The organism is Staphylococcus sp. FSL W8-0271 (genome assembly GCF_038006605.1).
Lineage (GTDB): Bacteria > Bacillota > Bacilli > Staphylococcales > Staphylococcaceae > Staphylococcus > Staphylococcus cohnii.
Genome location: NZ_JBBOVM010000001.1, coordinates 2,241,445 through 2,264,616 on the forward strand (window position 1 = coordinate 2,241,445; position 23,172 = coordinate 2,264,616).

Genomic DNA, 23,172 nt, shown 5'->3' on the forward strand with positions numbered 1-23,172 from the left:
ACGTCATTTTTTTATAGAATTCCATGTCACCAATTTGTAATCATTTACTTATGTTTTACAGTTACCTTTATGATAGAATTTTCAGTGTAGATATAGAATTATTTATAAAGGAGCGATTCAATATGCCACAAGCGCCAGAAACTTTAGATGGTTGGTATAGTTTACATTTATTATATGCTATAGATTGGGCTAGTTTACGTCTAGTTCCAGAAAATGAACGTCAAACGTTAGTTGAAGAGTTGCAATCATTTTTAGATAAACACAAAGAAGCACGTACGAACCATGTCGGCGATCACGCATTTTATAATATTACTGGTCAAAAAGCAGATATTCTTTTATGGGCATTACGTCCTGAATTAAAAGATTTAAATGCTTTTGAAAATGAATTTAACAAATTGAAAATCACTGACTTTTTAATTCCGACATACTCATATGTTTCGATTATTGAACTCGGCAATTATTTAGCAGGAAAATCTGACGAAGATCCATACGAAAATCCACATATCAAACCAAGATTATATCCAGAATTACCTCAATCCGAATATATTTGTTTCTATCCTATGGACAAACGTCGTAATGAAACTTATAACTGGTATATGTTGCCATTAGAAGAAAGACAAGAACTAATGTACAATCACGGTAAAATCGGTCGTCAATATGCTGGTAAAATCAAACAATTTATCACAGGCTCTATGGGCTTTGATGATTTCGAATGGGGTGTCACGCTATTTGCAGATGACCCACTTCAATTTAAAAAAATTGTTTCTGAAATGAGATTTGACGAAACGACGGCACGTTACGGTGATTTTGGCAGTTTCTATGTGGGTAACATTATCACCAAAGATAGTTTACCAACGCTTTTTGAAATATAATTTATCACTATATTTTGACTAATGTTATTTTTAATACAAATTACAATCTTTCTTGTTTTAGAGTATAACTTTATTTTTTATAAACTATGATCAACCCCTTCATTTAATAATGGAGGGGCTTTTATATATCATTTTTTTGCATTCATATATAACTACAATTACGTCTCAAACGTATATATTTTAGACGCACTGCCATTTATATTTTGCACTTTTAGGTACAATCACAATAAATCATTCAATACCTATGTTTGAATTTGACTACTAAATCTCAAAAGATAGCTATTGTCATAAGTTACATGTATTAGTCGCTCTTGCTTTCTACTTCGTTTGATTCGGTTCGCATGCTCCTCGCATGCATAAGTCGCTCTACTTTCTACGAAGTAGAAAGTAGAGCGACTAAAAAAAGGCACACTTGAAATAAAACAAGTGTGCCTGTCTGAATGTAGTGTGTTTGGGAGAACTTTAATCACTACTTAATTTAAGGGTCAACTGTTAAATATTGTCGCTACTCAATATTTTGTAACAGTCAACTAATACTATTTTAACCTATTTGAAATATTTGAAACATATTTGCATTACTAAAGTTGTATAAAACTCATTTTTTTAAAACACAATATGTGTCTTTTTACCCAACATATCATTTGAATAAAGTGTTACAATAAAAAATATTAACTTACTTATATATCCCATGAAAATACAGTTACGAATAGTTTAGTTAAATAAAATATAATTGGTGATTAAATGACAAGAAATGTTCAATACTCAGAAAATTATGAAGAAAAAATAGCAAAAGATGTCATAATTCTCGCTGGCAGAATCTTACTTGAGTCTGGGGCAGAAGGTTCGCGTGTAGAAGATACAATGACGCGTATTGCTTTCACGTTAGGTTATACAGAAAGTAATAGTTTTGTTACAAATACAGTCATTAATTTTATGTTACATAATGAATCTTATCCAAGAATTTATAGAATACGAACTAGAGACACCAATCTACATCGTATATCAAGAACCAATCGCGTTTCTAGACAACTTTCCGAGGGGACACTATCAGTTGAAGATGCATATCAAGAATTACAAAAAATATATCATGAACAAAGCATTAATCATGATTTGTTTTTTAAATTTATTGCCGCTGCGATTATCTCAATCAGTTTTCTATATTTACAAGGTGGTTATTTAGTGGATGTATTCACTGCACTCGTTGCAGGTGCTTTAGGGTATCTAGTTGTAGAACTTTTGAATAGAAATTTACACACTAAATTCATTCCAGAATTTATGGGGGCTCTCGTTATTGGAGCAGTGGCAGTGTTTGGAAATGCCATCATACAAGGTGGCTCTATTTCAACAATTATTATATCAGCTGTGATGCCAATCGTACCTGGTGTTTTAATTACAAATGCAATTCAAGATTTATTTAGTGGGCACATGTTAATGTTTACTACTAAATCATTAGAAGCCTTAGTAACTGCCTTTGGTATTGGTGCAGGTGTCGGTACAATACTTATTATTTCTTAGGAGCAATGCTTATGTTTTGGATTTTAAATTTAATATTTAGTTATACCGCTTCACTCTTCTTCGGTATTATATTTGATGTTCCAAAATATTTATATAATGCTGTTGGAATTGTAGGTGCATGTGGTTGGATGGTTTATACATTGTTTTATGATGGTCTCGAACTTCATACAATTTATTCAAGCTTCTTTGGAAGTCTAGCATTGGGTTTACTTAGTCATGTAATGGCTCGTTATAAAAAAGAACCAGTGATTCTATTTATGGTACCAGGTATTATACCATTGGTGCCTGGAGGATTAGCCTTTGACGCTACTAAAAATCTTATTTTGTTAGACTTTAGTAAAGCTATTAACACGATGCTAGAAGTAACGCTAATTGCCGGCGCAATCGCTTTAGGCTTATTATTTGCTGATCAAATATCTAAACTCATCGTTTCTGGCACAATATTTAGCAAAAAACACATATGAGCATTGAACATAAAAAATCTGAGGATCTTTAAAGTCCTCAGATTTTTTATATTAGACATCATTATTTGATTTTAAAAACTCCTATCAATATGAACTTAAAGTCCACTGCTATTGATAGGAGTCGTTTCATATTCAAAATTTTTCAGAAAATCCGTTTCCAATGATTTATATGTTTATTTCATAAATAATCAATGATTAACTTCTATTTATGTGTTTGGTTCGTCACTTTATTCTCATTAATCTGATTCACTACTTCATCTTCAGAACGATTTAATATCAATTTACTTAGTTTATCATTATCCATTTGTTTTAATTTAGGATAACGAATTACGAAAAAGATTAATCCTATAATTAACCAACCAAATAATGCAATATAAGATGGCATTGATAGTCCAGCTGGTGAAACAGGAATTAATAATAGTAATAAGAAAACAAATGATACTACTGTACCTATAATCGCAAATGTCTTATATACAGGACCATAAGTGTTACTTGTTTTGTCATAGCTAAATAAACGCGCTGCTGATAAACATGTAATAAAGTAAGCGATTGAAACACCTGTAGATGACATATCAACGATCCATGTCAATGCTGTACGACCTAACCAAGGTGCAATCAATGTGATAGCTACAAGGAATATGATTGCGACATATGGTGTTTTATATTTATTATGCAGTTTACTAAATACTGAAGGCATAATACCTGAACGTCCCATTGAGAATAATAGACGACTTGAACTCATTAAAAATCCATTTAAACCAGTAAAAATACCCATGATAATAGCAATCGCTAAAATTGCTAAACCTATATAGCCGAATGTACCACTCGTGACGGCACCTGTTAACCATAATTGCCCGTTCAAACTCGTTTCTGAGCTACTTAGCCAGCCTGTATATAAAATCATTAACACATATGTGAATGCTGCTGCTAACAAACTATACACAATCAGTTTAAACGTTTTATTTGGAGAAAAATCAAATTCTTCGGCAGTTTGTGGGATATTATCAAAACCTACATAAGCCCACGGTGCTACTGCAACTATCATTACAATTGATGTAAGCCAGCCTTTTTCTTTGTTCGCTAATGGTTGTAAATTTTCCAATGAAAAATTATTACCAAAGAACGAGCCGAAAAATAGCAGTAAGATTGTAATGACCATTGCCACACAGAAATAAAATTGTAGTGAGCCTGAAACACTCGTGCCCTTAATCGCAATAAACATAAATACAATCAATAACAATGATGCAATTAATATTTCGGTAATATAAACATCCCATCCTGCGATGGTATATAATTTACCTGTTTCTAAAACATCAGGTAATAAAAATTTAATTAATAAACTGAATGCAGTTGCGTTTAAGGCTACTACACAAATATAACCAAAAGTTAAAAACCAAGATGAGAAAAAACTTACGTATCTACCAAAACCTAAAAAGCTAAACGCAAAAGCCCCACCAGAAACTGGGAAGCGTTCAACAAGTGCGCCGTAGCTTACCGCAATTAAAATCATTAATAATGCGCCAATGACAATACCTATAGCTGCTGGAATAGGTCCAGATTGACCAATCCAATCACCAGGTAAAATAAATGCACCCCAGCCGATACATGAACCATAGGCAATTGCCCAAACAAATTTCTCAGACAAGTTTTGTTTTAAATCTCCTCTATCTACTTTCCTATCATTTTTTCCCATAAATAAAATTCACCTCATGGGATGTATTATACCCCTAAGATGAATTCTATAACAATTATAAATTTATAATTTAATCGTACCAATCACTAACATTAACCAACCTATAATAAATAAAATACCTCCAATTGGTGTAATTGCTCCAAGTATACGAATTTGAGTTAATGCTAAAATATATAGCGAACCACTGAAAAATACAATACCTAAGAATAATAGCCATCCTGCCCAATTCACATTAATTGACGTTGTACCACTTATAATTCCAATTAATAGTAAACCAAGGCCGTGATACATTTGATAAGTAGTTGCTTTTTCCCATACGGATAAATATTTATCCGATAACTTACCTTCCAAACCATGCGCGCCAAATGCACCAGTACCAACAGCCATTAAAGCATTTAAAGCACCGAGAATAATAAATAATTTCATAAAAATTAACCTCTCTTTCTTGAATTAAAAATCAAATATTGAATCTCCATTACCAATTTCATCATCTGTTACCAATTTATTAGCATTTAGTGAAGTATTAGCATTTGCAAATTTTGTCGATGAGGCAGGTACTTTTCCGCCCATTGCTTGAATTTCTTCTGGTGAGATGCCTTGCTTCTTACTTGCAGCAGTTTGTTCTACATTTCGAGATGATTTGAATGAATCAGACACTGAATACGTATTATCTTTAAAATGATGTTTGTTATTTGAACTATTTACGAGTGACGTTAGTGTATGAATGGCATAGATATGCTTTTCAAATTCTGCATCATTTTTAGCTTCATCTGCTTGAACTAATTCTTGCTCAATAAGTTGAATAATTTTCTCTTTTTCCATTTATTTTACAACCCACTTTCACACCAGTTTATAGGTTCAATACCATTTTTTTGTAAATATGCATTTGTTAATGAATACGGTTTTGAACCGAAAAATCCGCGATATGCAGATAATGGGCTTGGATGTGGTGATTTAATAATATGATGTTTCGCTGTGTCAATCAGTTTTATTTTTTGTTGTGCAGGCTTACCCCACAATATAAACACAACATTACTCAAATTTTCTGAAACTGTTTTAATGACTTCATCCGTAAAAGTTTCCCACCCTATATCTCTGTGAGAATGCGCTTCTCCTTGTCGGACTGTCAAAACAGTATTTAATAATAAAACGCCTTCTCTTGCCCAATCTTGTAAATGTGGTGATTTTCTTACACAACCGATATCGTCTTCAAGTTCTTTATACATGTTTCTTAATGAAGGCGGAAATTTAGCATTCGGTTGCACAGAAAATGCTAAACCATGTGCTTGATTTGGTCCGTGATAAGGATCTTGACCTAAGATAACAACTTTCACTTTTTCAAAAGGCGTTAAATCAAATGCCTGATAAATATTTTCCCTATCTGGATATACTATCTTTGTCGTATATTCATTTTCTAAAAAATTATGCATTTCAGTAAAATCATGTTCTGTAGTAATTTTATGAAAAACATCCGACCACTCCATATCGCTCACCTCGATTAATATAGTAACATAAAGCACTACTTACTCGCTCGTGAGATTAGTAGTACTCACTTTATCATAAACACAGTTAAAATGAATATATTTTATTTCATTTTAATATGTATCAGTAATAGAATCAAAAGGATATACTAATTTATTCATCATTGTAACCTTATTACATTGTAAACGTCATGATTTAGAATAGTCGACAAACGTGGTATGATATATATAAAAGCATATTTAGGAGTGAAAATTAATGGCATTGAAAAAAACTTTAACCATTGCTGGTTCAGATACAAGTGCTGGCGCAGGCATGCAAGCAGATTTAAAAACATTCCAAGAGTTAGGAACATACGGTATTGTTGCATTAACATCAATTGTAACAATGGATAAAGAATCTTGGTCTCATGATGTTACGCCAATTCCATTCGATGTTTTTGAAAAACAATTAGAAACAGCTATATCAATCGGTCCGGATGCAGTGAAGACGGGCATGCTAGGGACACAAGAAATTATCAAACGTGCCGGCGAAGCATATGTTGAATTTGGTGCGAACTACTTTGTAGTAGATCCAGTTATGGTATGCAAAGGAGAAAATGAAGTTTTAAATCCTGGCAATACTGATGCAATGATTGAATATTTGTTACCAAAAGCTACAGTCGTAACACCGAATTTATTCGAAGCTGGTCAACTTGCAAACCTCGGCACTTTAAAATCAATAGACGATATGAAAAAAGCTGCTGATATCATTCATCAACAAGGTGCACAACACGTTATAATTAAAGGTGGTAAAGCGTTAGATCAAGATAAATCTTATGACTTATACTATGATGGGGAAAACTACTATCAACTAACTACTGATATGTTCCAACAAAGTTATAATCACGGCGCTGGTTGTACATTTGCCGCAGCAACTACTGCATATTTAGCAAAAGGCAAATCTCCAAAAGAAGCCGTCATCGCTGCTAAAGCATTTGTTGCATCTGCAATTAAAAACAGTTGGAAAATGAACGACTTCGTCGGTCCTGTTGACCACGGTGCCTATAATCGTATAGAACACATTGATGTCGAAGTTACAGAAGTTTAATCAAATATAAACTAAGCGCACGTCCATTTCTGATGATGAACGTGCGCCTTTTTAAGTTAATTTACTCATTTATGTTTTTATTTAACCACCGTATCCGCCATACCCAATATTCACTTCATTGACTTGACCATCTTTCATTTCAAAGAAAACGGTTGGCCCATTATTTTGAGATTGATATGCGTATACACCTGTACCTTTAGGTTGTTTATCTGGTGTTTTAATCTTACTTAAATCTTTTCCATAAGCATCTTTGACTTGCTCATAAGTTAAGTTCCCTTTTATAGAAAAATTAACGTTACTTGCTATATTATCATCTTTTGAATAGTCTGAGAAAGTTTGGTCATATTTCTGAGTTGTCTTGCCACCCTCTACTGTTCTTGCACTTACATTCACGCCATTAAAAGTAACCTTGCCATATTTGATTCCATTTTTAAATTGTTCATTTAATAAAAAGCTAGGGTCGTTACCAGCATTTCCTTCATATTGATAATAAGGTGTTGTTGCTGCTTGTGCTTCGCTATGTGATACGCCTTCATCAGAAACGCTTATGCCTAATGTAGTTCCAAATACAATGCTTCCAGCTACAAAAGTCTTTGCAATCTTATTCATTCTGTATCACTCCATTTAAAATTTTGGAATCGCATTACGATTCGATTACAATGTTACATAAATGTTTCAAAAAGTGCAAATATAAACCAAATACACAATATATTATTTTTGTTTTTTAATAGCATAAACATTTAAGTGATAGTATTAATACAACAAAAATTAAAATAAAGTATTTTATGATTATACGACGTTCGACTGATAAAAAGTTGATACTGTAGACTCATGTATTTCGCATACATATCTATTATTATAATAAGTGTAGAGAGACAAGGAGGTATGACATCATGATTATCTACGAACAATCTTTTGAGAATGGTAACCCTATCTATGAAATTATCACCAAGACGTTCAAAACGATTTCTGTTAAATGCGATGAAAATTTCAGCAAGAATGAATTATATACGTTACTCTCTCTACTTGAAAGTGATGTTGATAACTTAAATGTAAGTTATTAGCTACACTTCAATACATCGATGAAAAAACAGAAGCGTAAGTTCCAAGACTAAAATTAGAAGAAACAGAACAAAGAATTCCCCTTTAGAAATATGCGCCATGTATATGTAACTGTCCCATTATATATACATGGTATAACACATCCCTTATAAACACTCATCCTAAGTGGTACATAGTTAGGCAAAGATTGTCCCCTTTGTTTGCTTGGAGAGCACACTCGAAGCGATCCTAACTTATGTACCACTTTACTTATTTATATAAAACTTTAAATTCCTCACACACTACAATAGTAGATTCGTTAAATGCCAATCCTAGAGATGCATAGTAAGGTTCAAAGAAATCAATATGTGCTTTACGCCAGTAAGCTAGTGACTTATCGCCTTCACCTTCTAAATAAGCGTGATGTTCAGAGACAGCATTAAAAGTTGTTTGATATACATGTGTTGTTTCAATCACACATTGTGGTTCCCCTTTTTTATTTAAAATCACGCTCACATCTCCCACTTGAGGTAGTGGTTCACCATCAACTTGATAAGTTTCGTAACCACTTGTCGTAGCCGTTTTTTCACCTTGTTTTACTAATTCTGCTAATGTATCCTCATCTACACCAAATGACCATGCTTCATATGTTTTGCCCTTATAAGATGGAAATAATTGTACAAATTTCTCCCAATATTGTTCTATTGTCATCATTTTTCCTCCAAACTATGTATGTCCTTTTTCTTCTTAAACATAACATAAATAAATGATATAACCATTGCTATCCTATGTTATTCTACTACCAAAATGAGGCAATACACTAAACTATAAATATCTAGACTATTGCAAGAAATCTATTCTTTCTTGCAATAATAGTGAAATTTACTAAAAAAATAGGTACTCACTTCCTAACTCTAAAAGGAAATGAATAACCTATTTTTAAATTTCTACTATTCAGTTTTAGTATCGATAGCTAGCATACTTTTTTCTTAATAGTCATTTGTAATGTCATTCGCCTTATACGCGTTTATCGTCTGCCCACCATAAAGCTTTCTCAGGATTTTTCGTATAATATTCATATTCTTCATCGCTTTGAACATTTGGATATGAACCTTTAAGCGATTTACCTGCTGTGCTGACATGTAACAATGAAATAACGATAATCCCTATGACGCTCATTGCCGCTAAGTAATAAGCTGGTGAAAGCGGATCTCCTGTTTTCGCAACCAATGAAGAAGCAATTAACGGTGTTGTTCCACCAAATAATGATACTGACACATTGAATGTTACCGCCAATGTTCGATAACGGATATGCGTATAAAACATCGTTGGTAATGAACCTGGCATCGTTGCTTCATAAGTAGACAAGAAAAATCCTAACGTAAATATACCTACAATTATTAAAACCAACGAACCTGATTGGAATAACGCAAATGCCACAGTACTAAAGATAGCTGTGCCACATAGCCCGATTAAAAAGACTTTTTTCTCTCCGATGCGATCTGCAACTCTACCAAACATTAATGCCGATGGAATCATTACTGCCATGACAACCGTGATAAGTACAGAAACCGTTGTGCTATCTAATTTAATTATTTGTTGTAAATAAGATGGCATATATGAAGTTACCATATAATTAGTACAATTAAAGAATGCTACAGCTACAAAACATACAATAATATCTTTGTAGTAATATCGAACAATTGTGAAAAATCCGATGTTATCTCGTTTAGGTTGTGTAGCTATTTCATTTTCAAATACTGGAGATTCCTCTAATTTTCTTCTTAAATAAAAACCAAATATACCTAAAAATAGACCCAAAATAAATGGTATTCTCCATCCCCATGTAGCCATTTGTTCCTCATTTAAAAAGAAAAATAGTAAGCCACTGATTACTGATGCGGCGATATAACCTGATAATGTACCAATTTCCAAACCTGAACCTAGACCATTTCTAGATTTATCTGGTGAGGATTCAGCAACATAAACCATCGCACCTGCATACTCTCCACCAGTTGAAAACCCTTGAAGCACTCTACCTAATAATAGTAAAATTGGCGCCCATACACCTATTTGATCATATGTAGGTAATAAACCAATTAACAAAGTTGAAAATGCCATCATGATAATGGTTGTCGTTAAAACGACTTTCCTACCAAATTTATCACCAATAATACCAAAAATAATGCCACCTACTGGTCTTAATAAAAATGCAATTGCAAATGTGGCAAATGTAAATATCGTTTTTAACTGGTCATTTTCTACCGAACTAAAAAAGTTTTGCCCCAATATAACTGCTAGGTAAGAATATAACCCGAAATCGAACCATTCCATCGCATTACCAATACCGGTTGCAAATACAGTTTTTTCGCAGTTCTAGGATTCACCTTATTAATATTACTTTTATCAAAATCTTGTTCATAATCCACGATTTAAGTCACTCCCTTAACATGTTTACTTATTATACTGAGTTCGGAGTGTATGTCAAACTGTTTCAAATTTTTTAAATTCTATTTTTTAATTTTTATACAAAAATTGTAGTTGTTTTTAAATATGGAATAATTCATTTTATTTTTAAGTTTGTTATCTAGTTAAGGACAATTTTCAATGATTACTTATTTATTTTTCAAAATAGTAACTTTAACTTTATCATAATTATTTTTCACGATTAATTTATTATTGCTTTCAAAATCAAAATGAAGAAATTCATATGTATCAACTGGTTCAACATAATTAATTTTATAATTTTTCCAATTCAATTCATTGTATATCAATGCAATTTGTACAATCATTTGTCCTGGTACAATATGTTGATGCAAAGGATTCTCATCTTTGACAAGTCTCAAATATCGTTCTACATCGTTAGGTAATATCTGTATCATTTTTCACCTTCTCTAAAAACGTTTGCTTAATATATATACATTTAGTCAGATTTTTATTTATTTTCATTTGAAAGCTATATTTGATAAATTGACGAATCCTTTTTTGTTCGATTAATGTTAATTGCACTTGATATATGACATCAATTGCTAAGGGATGATATTGTTCAATTTCTGTTGATTTTAATAGTAACTTACTAGAAATAAACGGTTTGAACAATTCAAATTCGGGCCACAGGCTTGCACAATAAAGTGGTGAAACATCAACGCTATTCGTTTGTGCAAACAATTGATTATAAGCTTCTACATCTTTTTTTGGGAATATCATTTCTCGTTGTTCATGACCATCTTTCAAATAATGTGGCATTGCCCATACCTCCTCCAATACCCATAGTTGCAATTGTCCTATGTTTATGTTCCATATAGAATAGCCGTGTAACAAGTGCTGCACCACTTGTGCCATAAGGATGTCCAGTAGCTATCGCGCCACCATAAATATTTAATTTTTCAGCTGGTACGTTTAAAGCTTGTTGGCTTGCTAACACTTGTGATGCAAAAGCTTCATTTAATTCTATAGCATCGATATCATTTAAAGACAATTGCTGTTTTGCTAATAGTTTTTCTATAGCAGGCACAGGACCAATACCAAGTATATTTGGGTCTACACCTATAGTTACTTGGTCAATGAATGATAATCCACTGTGTATGCCATATGCTTTAGCAAGTGTTTTTTCCATGACAAGTAGTAGTACGGCACCGTCATTTTTCATACAACAATTGCCAGCAGTAATGCTCCCGTTTGGTAATAATGGCTTTAACCGATTTAGCGTTTGTTGCGTTAATTTAGGTTTAATACTTTCATCTTGTTGAAATGTTTCTCCTTTAATCATCAGTGGCGTTATCTCTTGAGTAATCTTACGATGGTTATATGCATCAAGCGTTTTTTGATGACTGTGCCATGCAAATTCATCTTGTTCAAATCTTGATATACCATATCTTTCTGCAACATTTTCAGCTGCTTGTATCATAGATGGATCTTGGCCTTGAGGTGCAAATGATGCTCTTTCATAAAATTCTGGTAAATGTGTGTCATATACAGATTGTGGCCGCTTAATCTTCCAGGGTGCTCTGCTTGTACTTTCCACGCCACCTGCAATGTATATTGACCCTGCACCTGCTTGTATCATGCGACAGGCTTGATTTACAGCCTCTAATCCCGAACCACATTGGCGATCAACCGTCACACCTGGCACTTGTTGATTTAATCCAGCTTCTAAAAGTGCCTTTCGCGCAATATTACCTCCATTTCCGATAACATTACCTAAAATCACGTCATCTATATTATTAACAATTGCAGGGAAGTTATTTTTCAAATAATTGAATAGTGGCTGTAATAATAATTCAGGTTCTAAACGTCTCAATTTCCCACCATACTTCCCAAATGCTGTACGTTTCGCTGCTATAATTACCGCTTCATTCATTTATAATTCTCCTTTTAAATAGCATTGTTTCATACGTTCGCGCGCAATCTTTCCACTTGAGGTATAGACCATTTGCTTTACTTTAACTAGTTTCGATGGTATTTGGTAACGCGCTACATGATGTTTCATAATTTTTCTAAAATCGTTATAACGAACTGTATGATCACCGGTATATAGTAATACGGCAATTTCTCCAAATTTAGAATGTTTTTCACTGATAACAACTACTTCTTTGAATAAATTAATGGATTTTGCATGCTGTTCAATTTCAAACGGATAAACATTACGTCCACCAATAATCATACGATCATGCTTTCTACCATGTAAAAATAAATGTGCATGCGCGTCACATGATGCAAAATCTCCTGTTTCAATCCAACTATCATCGCTGACATCTTCATCAACATAACCACCAAATGACATATCACTTCTTATCTTTAGTAGGCCTATACCTGATACGTCAGGCTGTTCAATATTCACGTGCACGTTGTGAAACAATTTGCCAACAGATTCTGGTGGTGCACTATTATTGAAGTTATAACTAATAAAGCTAGCTTCTGATGTCCCAAAGAACTCAATTAGATCACTTTTAGGGAAACATTGTTGAATACGTTGACGAATATGTAAGCCAAGTTTATCCCCAGTACTTAAAATATAATGTTTTCCTTCTATTAAAATTTGAGTTGCAACGCAAGCTTGTATCATTGTTGGCACCATAAAACACGCTGTGTTTACTTTTTGGTGTTGGATTGTCTGCATTAAACGCTTGGCTTCAAAATATCGCTGTCCAATAAATGTTCTACCTGTATATAATGCATAAATACATGCATATAACGATAAAGAATGCGACAACGGACCCGGAGCAACAACTGTATTTATCATTCTGTCAAATAATTGATCATTTTTGGAAAAAGACTTAATCCAAGATAACGCTCCCCTATAATATGCTTTAGGTAAGCCTGTCGTTCCAGATGTAAAAGCGATATGTAACAAATCGTCATCGTCCTTGAAATTATCTTTTTGGGTCACATTATGTATACTTAAATCCTCTTCTTCCATAAGATATTGAACACCGTTTTTTTCGACTAAATTGAAGGTTTGCGCGCTCGACCATCTATCATCAAAAATACATGGTACACACTCACTTTTTAACAATGCTAAATAAATAATCATTGCCTTCTGCGGATGTCGTGTGACCAATCCTACAATGCTACGTTTGGGTATATTAGAAAATAAGTCCCTTTTGTTATTTAATTCTTTAATTAATTCATCATATGTTAATGCTTGTTCATCAAAGCGCAAAGCAACTTGATGCGGTTGTTTCTTAGCGTGATTTTCTATTTTTTCTAAAATTTCCAAATGCAACACCCCTTTGTTAACTTTTATACAAAATATATTAACATTTAGGGTGTGAAATAATATAATGAAAACATTTGGTTCCCAATGCCATAAATATCCCAAATTTTTAATTCAAATTGAGTCATTTTGAATCTTGTTTTCCTTAAAATACAAAAAATGGCACAATTCGTGGTGAATTATCCCAATTTTAAGCATATAAAGCTATATTTCTAAATCTTTTTATTAAGTAAATGATTAAAAAAAGGGGAAGTAACATCAATGAACTGCACCCTGTCAAGTAGACAGTGAAAAAAACAAAATGTTTATGGCTACCTTATATTTACGATATAAGGGTAGCCATTTTTAATGTTATTCTTTCTTGATTAAAAAATTCTATATATGAATTAATTGCTTTTATTGCTGTAGCCTTGTCTTTAAAAATCACTTTTTTTCTTCCTCTAAACAATTCACTTTTAATAGTTCCCCATACACCTTCCATAGGTCCATTATCTATGCAACATCCTGGTCGTGACATACTTTGTTTTATACCAAGTTGCTCTAACGTAACTTTAAATAATCTGCTTGTATATTGATATCCTCTGTCGCTATGTAAGAGTATACCTTCGGTATTCGGCACAAGTTTGACTGCTTTTTTGAGCGTATCTAATACAAATTTATTGTTATTTGAGGTACTTAATTTATGACTGATAATCTGTTTGCTGCCTAAGTCATAAATAGCACTTAAGTAAAGTTTTTTACCATTGCTTAGTTTGAATTCTGTAACGTCAGTTAACCATTTTTTATTTGGGATTTGTTCTTCAAATTTTCTATTTAATATATTATGTGCTGTAATTTCAGGTGTTGTTTTAATATATCGTTTTCTTTTAGGGCGGATAGTAGATTTTAGATTCAGTTGATTCATCAATCTATAGACACGTTTATGATTTACTTTTTGATGTAGTTTAAGTCTTAAATATATGTATATACGACGATATCCATATATGCCTTTGTATTTATTGTAGATATCAACGATATCTTTGATCAATTTTTGGTTTTCAATTTCTTTATTTGATGGTTTGCGATGTAACCATTTATAGTAACTTGAACGTGATATCTTTAATACTGAACATAACCAAGCTATCGGATAAAGGTTTTTAAATGCTTTTACCGTTTGGTATGATGCTTTTTGTCTGATGCCTGTTTCATCAACTTCCTTTCTATTTCTTCTTCCTTTTTTAAAACGTCATTTTCCATTTGAAGAAATTTATTTTTCTCTTTAAGTATCTTAATTTCAGCTTTTAATGCCTCTTCAGGTGTTAATACAGACTGGGGTTTCCCTTTTCCACGTCCATCTTTAAGCCCATCATATCCATGCAAGTTGTACTTTTTTACCCAGTTATATACTTGGCTATAATTGATGTTAAAATGATTTGCTGTTGTCTTATACGATTGGCCATGATTCATATAATAATCAACGATTTCTACACGATCTTCAAATGTTAATGATTTATATTTCAATTGATACACCTCGGGTTTTGGAGAATATGTTTTTAATATTTTACCCGACAAATACTTTGAAATCCATTTGTTTACAGTTGAAGTAGTGGGGATATTATATTTAACTACTAAATCAGTTAAAGATAGGCCATCATTTATATATTCGTGCACAACTTTAAGCTTAAATTCATTTGAGTAGGTATTATTTCTCTGAATTGGTAAAAGCACCTTTATTCCATGCTTCTTAAATTTATAATAGTTAATCAATAATGTTCTAGGAGAACAATTTAAATTTAATTTTTGAATTACATTTTTCATACTATATCCTTCTTCATATAAGCTGAAAGCTTTTTGATAAGTTTCAGGTGATAATTTTCTATGAGTCATAAAAAAGCTCCCTTCAAAGTTTACATTTTTAAGTGTCTACTTTGAAGGGAGCATATCACAATTTATTAGTTATTTTTTGATAATCAAATATTCATATCTAATCACTCTCAGTTATCATTGAATGATTTAGTCAATATTGTTAATAATCAACGCATATGCTTTGTCTGATGTATCCTCATCTACTGTAATAGAATCTTTTTTATACCGCTTTAAAATGTTTATTACTCCCAAAATCGATAAATTAATACAAATGAAACCAATAATTCCTTTTACAAACTTCATAAATAATTCCCCTTTCCCATTACTTATATTAAACAACATAATCATACTTATTGAACTAAAAAAGAAATACTAATCGCTATATTTCATTTAAGTTTTTATCTTTATTGTCATCTTTATTTTCGATTGCATATTTCAATTTTTCTGCCAGCATATCCCCAAACGATTCTGAATAAGTATTTGTCATATGATCCATATCTCTATAAATTGCAACATTACCAATAACCGGTTTATATTGGTTATCTTCTTTGAAATATTCAGTTGGGTCAAATGTATACATATTATTATTGTTTTGTATAAACTTCTTCCAATACGATTGATCTTGTTGACTATGATAATTATTCATTTTATTAATTATTTTTTTCTCACCATACTTATCAAATTCCTCAGCAACGTTAAAATTATATGTTGGTATATCTCTAATTGCTAAAACGTCAATACCATAATCATTTTTTACAATATTGAGTTGATTTACCATTTGATCTTGCACCCACTTACTATCACTTGCAGCGGAAGTAGCATGTGAAACTACTAAGTCAATATCATCGTTGTTTTCCAAATATTTATTCACATTTTTTACCCACTTACCTTTAATCGAATCATCTTCATAACCACTCGAAAAACGTGTGCCTGATTTAGTAATATTTAACACTCTATAATCATTTTTTTCTGCTGCTTTGATAAAGCCACCAAGCCAATGTTCTGAGTGAGAACTACCTACTAACGCAATAGTCGCTTTATAATCTTTTGTTTTACCATATTTTCCTACTTTAACATCTGTATCTTTGAGGTTTTGGTTACTTCCATCTTTGTGAGATTGTGGTAAGTCATCAAATGTATTTGCTGAGTTAGGTATTGGGTTCTGTTCTTTTACATTCAATTGTTTAAAAATAGCATTTACACCCGGATAATCTTTTGTATTGATAGGCTTGTCCATATTACTTTTATTTGAAAAATGTATTATGGATAGTGCAATGACCAATAACAAATTAATTGCTAACATTACTAAAATTGGTTTAAACGCTTTTTTGTTTATTTTATTATTTCTTATAGGCGCTTCAATATATTTAGTCATTAATAAAGATAGAACTATAGATAATAAAATAATTATAACCCCTTCTAATATTGAAGGATTTTCAGCTATTTTGTATTTGAAAAATGACAGTAATACCCAGTGCCATAAATAAATACCAAATGATATACCACCTAATTTTGTCATAATAGGTAAAGATAAAAATCTTTTCACACCATATTTAGTATCCACATTACCTGAGAGCACAATTAATAAAGCACATGTCATTGGCCATAAAGCAATGTAGCCAGGAAACATTGTAGAAACATCAAAGAGTGCCCCTGTTAATATCAATCCTACTAGACCTATCCACCCTATGATGGCAGCTACTTTTTTATTAATTTTAATACTAGCTAGGTTTACACATAGCAACCCACCCAGTGCAAATTCCCATACTCTTGTAAAGGTTATAAAGTATGCGAAAGGTTGATTCACGATAGTAAGATATATCGAATAAATAAACGAAACAATAAATATGATTCCTAGAAAGAAATTGACGAGTTTCTTACCATTTGAAAGTGAATATCTTCTAACTAAAAATAGTACAAAAGTAAATAACAAAAACCAAATGATATAAAATTGTCCTTGTATGGACATAGCCCAAAAATGTTCTAATGGACTTTTCATTTGATTAGCATCTAAATAGTCGGTACTACTAAATGCCAATTGCCAATTTTGGTAATAAAATATGGAGGCTAATGATTCTTTAATTGTTTTCACTAAAATAGTCGAAGGTAAAAAGAATAAGCTTAATATTAATGTTACTAAAACAATAAATAATGCTGATGGTAGTAGTCTTTTCAACAACTTAGATATGTATGGCCAAAATTTATAATCACCTGTTCGGTTTATTGTAGAAATAATGGATGTAGTAATTAAAAAACCTGAGATTACAAAGAAAACATCTACACCACCTGATACTTTTCCAAACCAAATGTGATAAATTGCAACTAGCAAAGCTGCAACTATCCTTAAACCTTCTATTTCTGGTCTGAATTTTCTTTCTATGTCTATTAAATTTTTCCTATTTTCCATTTTGTTCTCCTTTAATTATGATCCTTTATAAAAAGAAGCAGGATAGAATTTTTCTATCCCACTCTAACAAAATCGATTAGAAACCGTACAAATTCCTAAGAATTTTTAAGAACTACTTAGGTCGTCTAAACCATCTACCTTACAAGATATTTATAGGTAAGCTTATAAATAACCAAATAAATGGTTGTACAATCAAATTACTTAAATCCAAAGTAATTATTGAGACTAAAATGTTAGCGTTCCTTCTCATTTTGTTTTTATTATTTAATTTTTTTCAAACATAATATGGTTTATTCAATAAATTCATGAACTAGATGTAACTTTGAGTGCCAGATTACCGTTGATTGTGGGATAAAATGTAGCAATTTTACCTGTAATCTTTACTTCTTTAGTAAAAGCATATTTAACATTTAATGTTTTGTAACTATCATACATAATCATAATATTAAAAATACCTAAAACTAATTTATCTAAATCTTTTTTATTTAATACAATTGTCAAAAAACCTTTGCTCAATGTAAATGTTTGAATGAATGTTGAATCTTGCCAATTTTTACGGTTTTCTAGTTGAATAGATGACACTCGTTCTTTGTCTAAGTTATGAATATCAATTTGCAAATATACATGTTCTTCAGAAACTTGTAAATTTTTCAGGTTACTAATTGGTGCGATATATTCAAAATGATAATCATCTACACTTGTTAAACTATAACGGTTATGATCGCGTTGTTCTAATAGCTTCACTCCTTGTTTCAACCATTCAAAGAAGTACACAAATTTCTCTAAATCATTTTCATAAATAGCTTCTACAGCATTTTTAAATCTATAACTAATATTTTTAACAATTTTCTTTCTTACATAGTTATTATAATAAATACTTTTTATAATTTCAAAAACGCTTTCTTTTTCAGAATCATTTAAGTTGTTAAATACATGAGAATTACAATTATATAGCAAATCATATTCGACGATACGCAATAAAAATTTATCACGTGTTTTTGTATTTTTTATTTGTAAAGCTGCTTTAAAAATTTCAAAGTCGCTTTCCCTTTTTTTTATAAAATTCGTTCTTCTTATAATAGAAACGTTTTGAGACAATCTATTTAAATAACAACCTATATTATTAGTAGTAGTTGCACGTTTAGCCACATTAAACACATTCATAAAAAATAACTTATCTTCACCAAAGTGTAAGTCAGGTGAAAAATGAATGTTATTTTTTTTAATCAATTGACGGCTAATAAATTTACCACTAGGCCCTAAGTAATAATATAAGTATGGAATACTATTAGTTTGTTGATTAATATGGACTTGATCTGTCATAAACCGAGCATGAACTGATTGTTTGTTGTCACCTACTTTTACTATTTTAGAAATAATCACATCACTTTTTAACCACTGTTTATTTTCAGCAATGTTTTCTAATATCGTAGGTTCTAACCAATCATCACCATCTAGAAAATATATAAAATCTCCTTTACTTAATTCAATTCCTTTATTTCTTGGATGTGACGGTCCACCACTGTTTTTGGGCAATCTATACATATTTAAATTTTCTGCTTCCGTATGTTGCACGATATCCCAAGTACAATCACTTGAATGATCGTCTATAACAATGATTTCATATTGTTTATTATTGAGTGTTTGGTTTACAACTGAATCTAATGTTTTTTTAATAAAATCTTCATTATTGAAGGTTGTTATGATAATCGAAAATAAAACTCTTTTCATATGATACCTCCATGTAAATTATTTTCTTTTTGAAATTTGAATTATATTAACAATTATAGCCTATAGATTGTTATAATTATACTAATAAAAAAAATATTTATTTTGGGGAGGAAGTTTGTTGCAAAATATAATACAAGAAGGGTCAAACCTTAATATTTCTTTTAATGAAACAAATAGATCAATTGACAAATTATATATTAAAAACGAATATAACTCACTTTGTTATGAACCAATAGATGATACAGCTAACTTTAAGATTGATTTAAATGAAGTAATTTCTGTTTTTAAACAACAAGAGACGAATAAATTATATTTGGTCGTTGAAGAATCTGATGTAATTCTAACGACGCAAAAAAACCTGAAAGTTAATAACGCAAATTCAACTGTTTGCAATTTATCAGAGGTAACAGATGGTGACTATTCTATCCATCCTTATATTACTAAAAATGGTTTTCTACACTTTTCAATGACTCAATATACACCTTCAAAAAATTATTTTTCAAGAAGACATATTGACTCATTTAGATTTAATAATCATGAAGCTAAAATCGAGGGTCAATGTTCAATCATTAATTCAACCTTTGAAAACATCGCTCTGGTATTAGGAACACGATTTACGACTCGAAAAAAAATGATTACATTCCCAGCAAAATCAATTACTAAAAGAAAACAGACAACTTACATAAATTTTTCATTAGATATTTATCACGAACTCATTGATTTCATGAAATATCCATTTGAAAACGGTGATATCATTGATATCTACTTAGAAATTGACATTCAAGAATCAAAATTACCTATTGAAGTTAAGTTAGGAAATCCTAGAATATTAGCAGAGCGCTTTCTTAAAGGGGAAATCATTACTGAATTCAAAGATGAAATCATCTCTATTACGCCTTATTTAACTATGAAAGGTCGCAACCTTTCATTTAGAGTCAATAGATATACAATCGATAGTTATTTAACTTATATACAAAATTTAAAAATGCCAAATATGAAATTACCCTTCAAAAAGCAAAATCAAAAGGTTTGGGTAATTGGTGAAAAATCGTATAAAGCTCAAGATAATGGTTATCACTTCTTTAAATATATGCGTACATACCATCCTGAATTACCTGTCTTTTACATAATTGAAAAAGACTCTATCGAAGCTAAAAATGTGCTTCCTTTTGGTAATGTTATTTACTATAAATCGCCAGAGCATTTCAACATTATGTTACATGCTGATTATATTTGTACAACACATCATCCCGAATTAATATTCCCTACTAATAGCGCCATTTACACAAAAAAGATTAAAGCAACTAGAGTCTTTTTACAACATGGTGTCTTAGGGGTTAAAAATTTATCAAATATTAATGGTAATCAACTGAAAGATTTCAATGTTGACCTTTTTATTACAAGTTCTGAAAGAGAGAAAGAAATCGTAGTAAGAGATTTGAAGTTTGATAGTAAACAAGTTGTAGTGACAGGCTTAGCACGATTTGACGAACTTTTTAATCCGAAAGTTAATACCAAAGACCAAATTTTAATTATTCCAACATGGAGAGACTGGTTAATCAATTGGGAGCGACTAGAGGATTCTGAATATCTAGAAAATATCAACCAATTATTGAATAGTCCTAGTATTAAGTCTATTGCTAACAAAGGCAATGAAGTCATTTTCTGTTTACATCCTAATATGCAGCCTTTCATTGAATTATTTAATGTGCCAAATTATATTACAAGTATTAAACAAGGTGATGTTAACGTACAGAAACTAATCCAAGAAAGTAAATTAATGATTACTGACTATTCAAGTGTTGCATTTGATTTCAGCTTTTTAAACAAACCTGTGATTTATTATCAATTTGATAAACACGCATTTCTAGGTAATGAACCTTCACACCTTGATATAGAAAATGAATTACCTGGTACAATTGTTAATAATCAACATGATTTAGAATCATTGATTAAAAAAACGATTAACAATCATTATCAGATCGATAAAGCAGTCGAAATAAAAGCAAATCGTTTCGTTAAATATCATGATCAAAACAATAGCGAAAGAATTTTCGAAGCAGTCTTAAATCATAAAACAACTAACCAATTAAAAAGCAAATTTAAATACGATATTTTGTCTCAACATTTATTCAAACGTTTTAGAAAGAGCAAGCAATACTTTAATGTAATGGATAAATATAACTCAGCTATTTCTAAGTTTGTACCAGTCAAAAAAGATTTAGTTGTATTTGAAAGTAATGTAGGCAAAGCCGTCAGTGACAGTCCGAAAGTTATCTATGACAAATTAAAAGCATATACTGACCATTACCAAATTGTATGGGTAAGTAATCAACAATTCCCATTTAATGATCCTAACGTCATAACAGTAAAACGATTGTCACCAGAGTATTACCATTATTTATCACGTGCAAAATATTGGATAAATAACCAAAATTTTCCACACTATATCTCAAAACCTAAAGATACAATCTACATTCAGACATGGCATGGTACGCCTTTGAAAAAAATGCTAAATGATGTTGAAAGCTTTGAGGGTAGAGATGCGAACTATAAAAAGCGTGTTAACGGTGCAATTCAATATTGGGATTATCTCGTTTCACCAAGTCCATATGCATCTGAATGTTTTAGATCAGCCTTTGAATTTCATAAAGATATATTAGAAGTTGGCTATCCACGCAATGATATATTCTACAATAACGATGTAGCTTATATTAATAATAAAAAAGAAAAAATCAAACAACGTTTGGGTATTCAAGATGATCGTAAAATCATCCTATACGCACCAACTTTCCGTGATGATGAAATTAATAAAGCTAAAAAGCATATCATCAACTTACAAATTGATTTACAAAAGATGCAAGAACAACTTAGTGAAGACTATATTTTAATTCTAAGGCCACATATAATTATTAGTAATGCATTAAAATTAGATAGTAGCTTAGACAATTTTGTAATTAACGGCAGTAAATATAACGATATCAGTGATTTATTCTTAATTACGGACATTTGTATCACGGATTACTCTTCTGTAATGTTTGATTTTGCTAATACTAGAAAACCTATGCTATTTTTCACTTACGATTTAGAACACTATAAAAACAGTTTGCGTGGATTTTATTTTGACTTTGAAAATGAAGCACCAGGTCCGCTTATAAAAACAAATGAAACATTAATACACGCAATTAAAAATATTGAACAAATTCAACAAGAATACAAAATGAAATACGAGCAATTTCACGAAAGATTTTGTTCATATGAGAACGGAACTGCAGCTCAAAGTATAGTAGAACGTTTCTTTTAACTAATGCACGTAATTA

General features: G+C 31.3%; 20 protein-coding genes and 1 pseudogene. 6 read left to right on the forward strand and 15 right to left on the reverse strand.

What is annotated here, in order from left to right; genetic code table 11:
- Nucleotides 1-122: 122 nt before the first annotated feature.
- The 3 genes from hemQ to NST87_RS11045 all read left to right on the forward strand — a co-directional run bounded on the left by hemQ (nucleotide 123) and on the right by NST87_RS11045 (nucleotide 2,851).
- Nucleotides 123-872 (forward strand): hydrogen peroxide-dependent heme synthase, encoded by a 750-nt coding sequence (gene hemQ, locus NST87_RS11035; RefSeq protein ID WP_046207275.1) that lies wholly within the window; start codon nucleotides 123-125, stop codon nucleotides 870-872.
- 741 nt (nucleotides 873-1,613) lie between these two features.
- Nucleotides 1,614-2,387 carry a threonine/serine exporter family protein gene (locus NST87_RS11040; RefSeq protein WP_046207274.1) on the forward strand — a complete coding sequence of 258 codons (774 nt, stop codon included), beginning with the start codon at nucleotides 1,614-1,616 and terminating at the stop codon, nucleotides 2,385-2,387.
- A gap of 11 nt (nucleotides 2,388-2,398) precedes the next feature.
- Nucleotides 2,399-2,851, forward strand: a complete 453-nt coding sequence (locus NST87_RS11045; protein WP_340721711.1) for a threonine/serine exporter family protein — start codon at nucleotides 2,399-2,401, stop codon at nucleotides 2,849-2,851.
- A 202-nt stretch (nucleotides 2,852-3,053) separates the two neighbouring features.
- On the opposite strand, the gene NST87_RS11050 is transcribed toward NST87_RS11045, so the two are convergent.
- From NST87_RS11050 to NST87_RS11065, 4 genes are all read right to left on the reverse strand, one after another.
- The gene (locus NST87_RS11050; RefSeq protein WP_340721712.1) at nucleotides 3,054-4,544 is read right to left on the reverse strand and encodes an APC family permease; all 1,491 of its coding nucleotides are present in this window, start codon (nucleotides 4,542-4,544) and stop codon (nucleotides 3,054-3,056) included.
- 63 nt (nucleotides 4,545-4,607) lie between these two features.
- Nucleotides 4,608-4,970 (reverse strand): DUF423 domain-containing protein, encoded by a 363-nt coding sequence (locus tag NST87_RS11055; protein ID WP_046207271.1) that lies wholly within the window; start codon nucleotides 4,968-4,970, stop codon nucleotides 4,608-4,610.
- Between the two features lie 24 nt (nucleotides 4,971-4,994).
- A complete protein-coding gene (locus NST87_RS11060) occupies nucleotides 4,995-5,366 on the reverse strand; it encodes a DUF5327 family protein (RefSeq protein ID WP_340721713.1) in 372 nt (123 codons plus the stop codon).
- Between the two features lie 5 nt (nucleotides 5,367-5,371).
- A complete protein-coding gene (locus tag NST87_RS11065; protein WP_256277550.1) occupies nucleotides 5,372-6,037 on the reverse strand; it encodes a uracil-DNA glycosylase in 666 nt (221 codons plus the stop codon).
- 244 nt (nucleotides 6,038-6,281) lie between these two features.
- On the opposite strand from NST87_RS11065, the gene thiD reads away from it, so the two are divergent.
- A complete protein-coding gene (gene thiD / locus NST87_RS11070) occupies nucleotides 6,282-7,112 on the forward strand; it encodes a bifunctional hydroxymethylpyrimidine kinase/phosphomethylpyrimidine kinase (protein WP_340721714.1) in 831 nt (276 codons plus the stop codon).
- A gap of 81 nt (nucleotides 7,113-7,193) precedes the next feature.
- Here the strand turns inward: thiD and isaB are convergent, their stop codons facing one another.
- Nucleotides 7,194-7,721: an immunodominant staphylococcal antigen IsaB family protein gene (gene isaB, locus NST87_RS11075; RefSeq protein ID WP_019468208.1), complete on the reverse strand. Its 528-nt coding sequence runs from the start codon at nucleotides 7,719-7,721 to the stop codon at nucleotides 7,194-7,196.
- A gap of 284 nt (nucleotides 7,722-8,005) precedes the next feature.
- Here isaB and vraX point away from each other — a divergent pair, with 284 nt between their 5' ends.
- Entirely contained in the window at nucleotides 8,006-8,176 is a 171-nt protein-coding gene (gene vraX, locus NST87_RS11080) for a C1q-binding complement inhibitor VraX (protein ID WP_019468209.1), read from the forward strand.
- Between the two features lie 247 nt (nucleotides 8,177-8,423).
- Here vraX and NST87_RS11085 read toward each other — a convergent pair whose 3' ends face one another.
- From NST87_RS11085 to NST87_RS11135, 10 genes and pseudogenes are all read right to left on the reverse strand, one after another.
- Nucleotides 8,424-8,864, reverse strand: a complete 441-nt coding sequence (locus NST87_RS11085) for an ASCH domain-containing protein (RefSeq protein WP_340721715.1) — start codon at nucleotides 8,862-8,864, stop codon at nucleotides 8,424-8,426.
- A gap of 306 nt (nucleotides 8,865-9,170) precedes the next feature.
- Nucleotides 9,171-10,582: pseudogene (locus NST87_RS11090) on the reverse strand (MFS transporter).
- A gap of 186 nt (nucleotides 10,583-10,768) precedes the next feature.
- Nucleotides 10,769-11,035 carry a hypothetical protein gene (locus NST87_RS11095; protein ID WP_070038917.1) on the reverse strand — a complete coding sequence of 89 codons (267 nt, stop codon included), beginning with the start codon at nucleotides 11,033-11,035 and terminating at the stop codon, nucleotides 10,769-10,771.
- Nucleotides 11,016-11,399 carry a hypothetical protein gene (locus tag NST87_RS11100; RefSeq protein ID WP_340721716.1) on the reverse strand — a complete coding sequence of 128 codons (384 nt, stop codon included), beginning with the start codon at nucleotides 11,397-11,399 and terminating at the stop codon, nucleotides 11,016-11,018. The genes NST87_RS11095 and NST87_RS11100 overlap by 20 nt, the downstream gene beginning before the upstream one ends.
- The gene (locus NST87_RS11105; RefSeq protein WP_340721717.1) at nucleotides 11,371-12,513 is read right to left on the reverse strand and encodes a thiolase family protein; all 1,143 of its coding nucleotides are present in this window, start codon (nucleotides 12,511-12,513) and stop codon (nucleotides 11,371-11,373) included. The genes NST87_RS11100 and NST87_RS11105 overlap by 29 nt, the downstream gene beginning before the upstream one ends.
- On the reverse strand, nucleotides 12,514-13,881 hold the full coding sequence (locus NST87_RS11110) for an AMP-binding protein (RefSeq protein WP_230620694.1): 1,368 nt from the start codon (nucleotides 13,879-13,881) through the stop codon (nucleotides 12,514-12,516).
- Nucleotides 13,882-14,191: 310 nt separating this feature from the next.
- A protein-coding gene (locus tag NST87_RS13855) for an IS3 family transposase (RefSeq protein WP_437129139.1) occupies nucleotides 14,192-15,735 on the reverse strand; the annotation gives its coding sequence in 2 pieces (ribosomal slippage) (nucleotides 14,192-15,058 and nucleotides 15,061-15,735; 1,542 coding nt in all).
- Nucleotides 15,736-15,861: 126 nt separating this feature from the next.
- Nucleotides 15,862-16,017 carry a hypothetical protein gene (locus NST87_RS11125; protein WP_157948047.1) on the reverse strand — a complete coding sequence of 52 codons (156 nt, stop codon included), beginning with the start codon at nucleotides 16,015-16,017 and terminating at the stop codon, nucleotides 15,862-15,864.
- Between the two features lie 76 nt (nucleotides 16,018-16,093).
- Nucleotides 16,094-18,121, reverse strand: a complete 2,028-nt coding sequence (locus NST87_RS11130; protein ID WP_070038906.1) for an acyltransferase family protein — start codon at nucleotides 18,119-18,121, stop codon at nucleotides 16,094-16,096.
- A 303-nt stretch (nucleotides 18,122-18,424) separates the two neighbouring features.
- Nucleotides 18,425-19,852 (reverse strand): glycosyltransferase family 2 protein, encoded by a 1,428-nt coding sequence (locus NST87_RS11135; protein WP_340721718.1) that lies wholly within the window; start codon nucleotides 19,850-19,852, stop codon nucleotides 18,425-18,427.
- 118 nt (nucleotides 19,853-19,970) lie between these two features.
- On the opposite strand from NST87_RS11135, the gene NST87_RS11140 reads away from it, so the two are divergent.
- Entirely contained in the window at nucleotides 19,971-23,156 is a 3,186-nt protein-coding gene (locus tag NST87_RS11140; RefSeq protein ID WP_340721719.1) for a CDP-glycerol glycerophosphotransferase family protein, read from the forward strand.
- Nucleotides 23,157-23,172 lie beyond the last annotated feature (16 nt).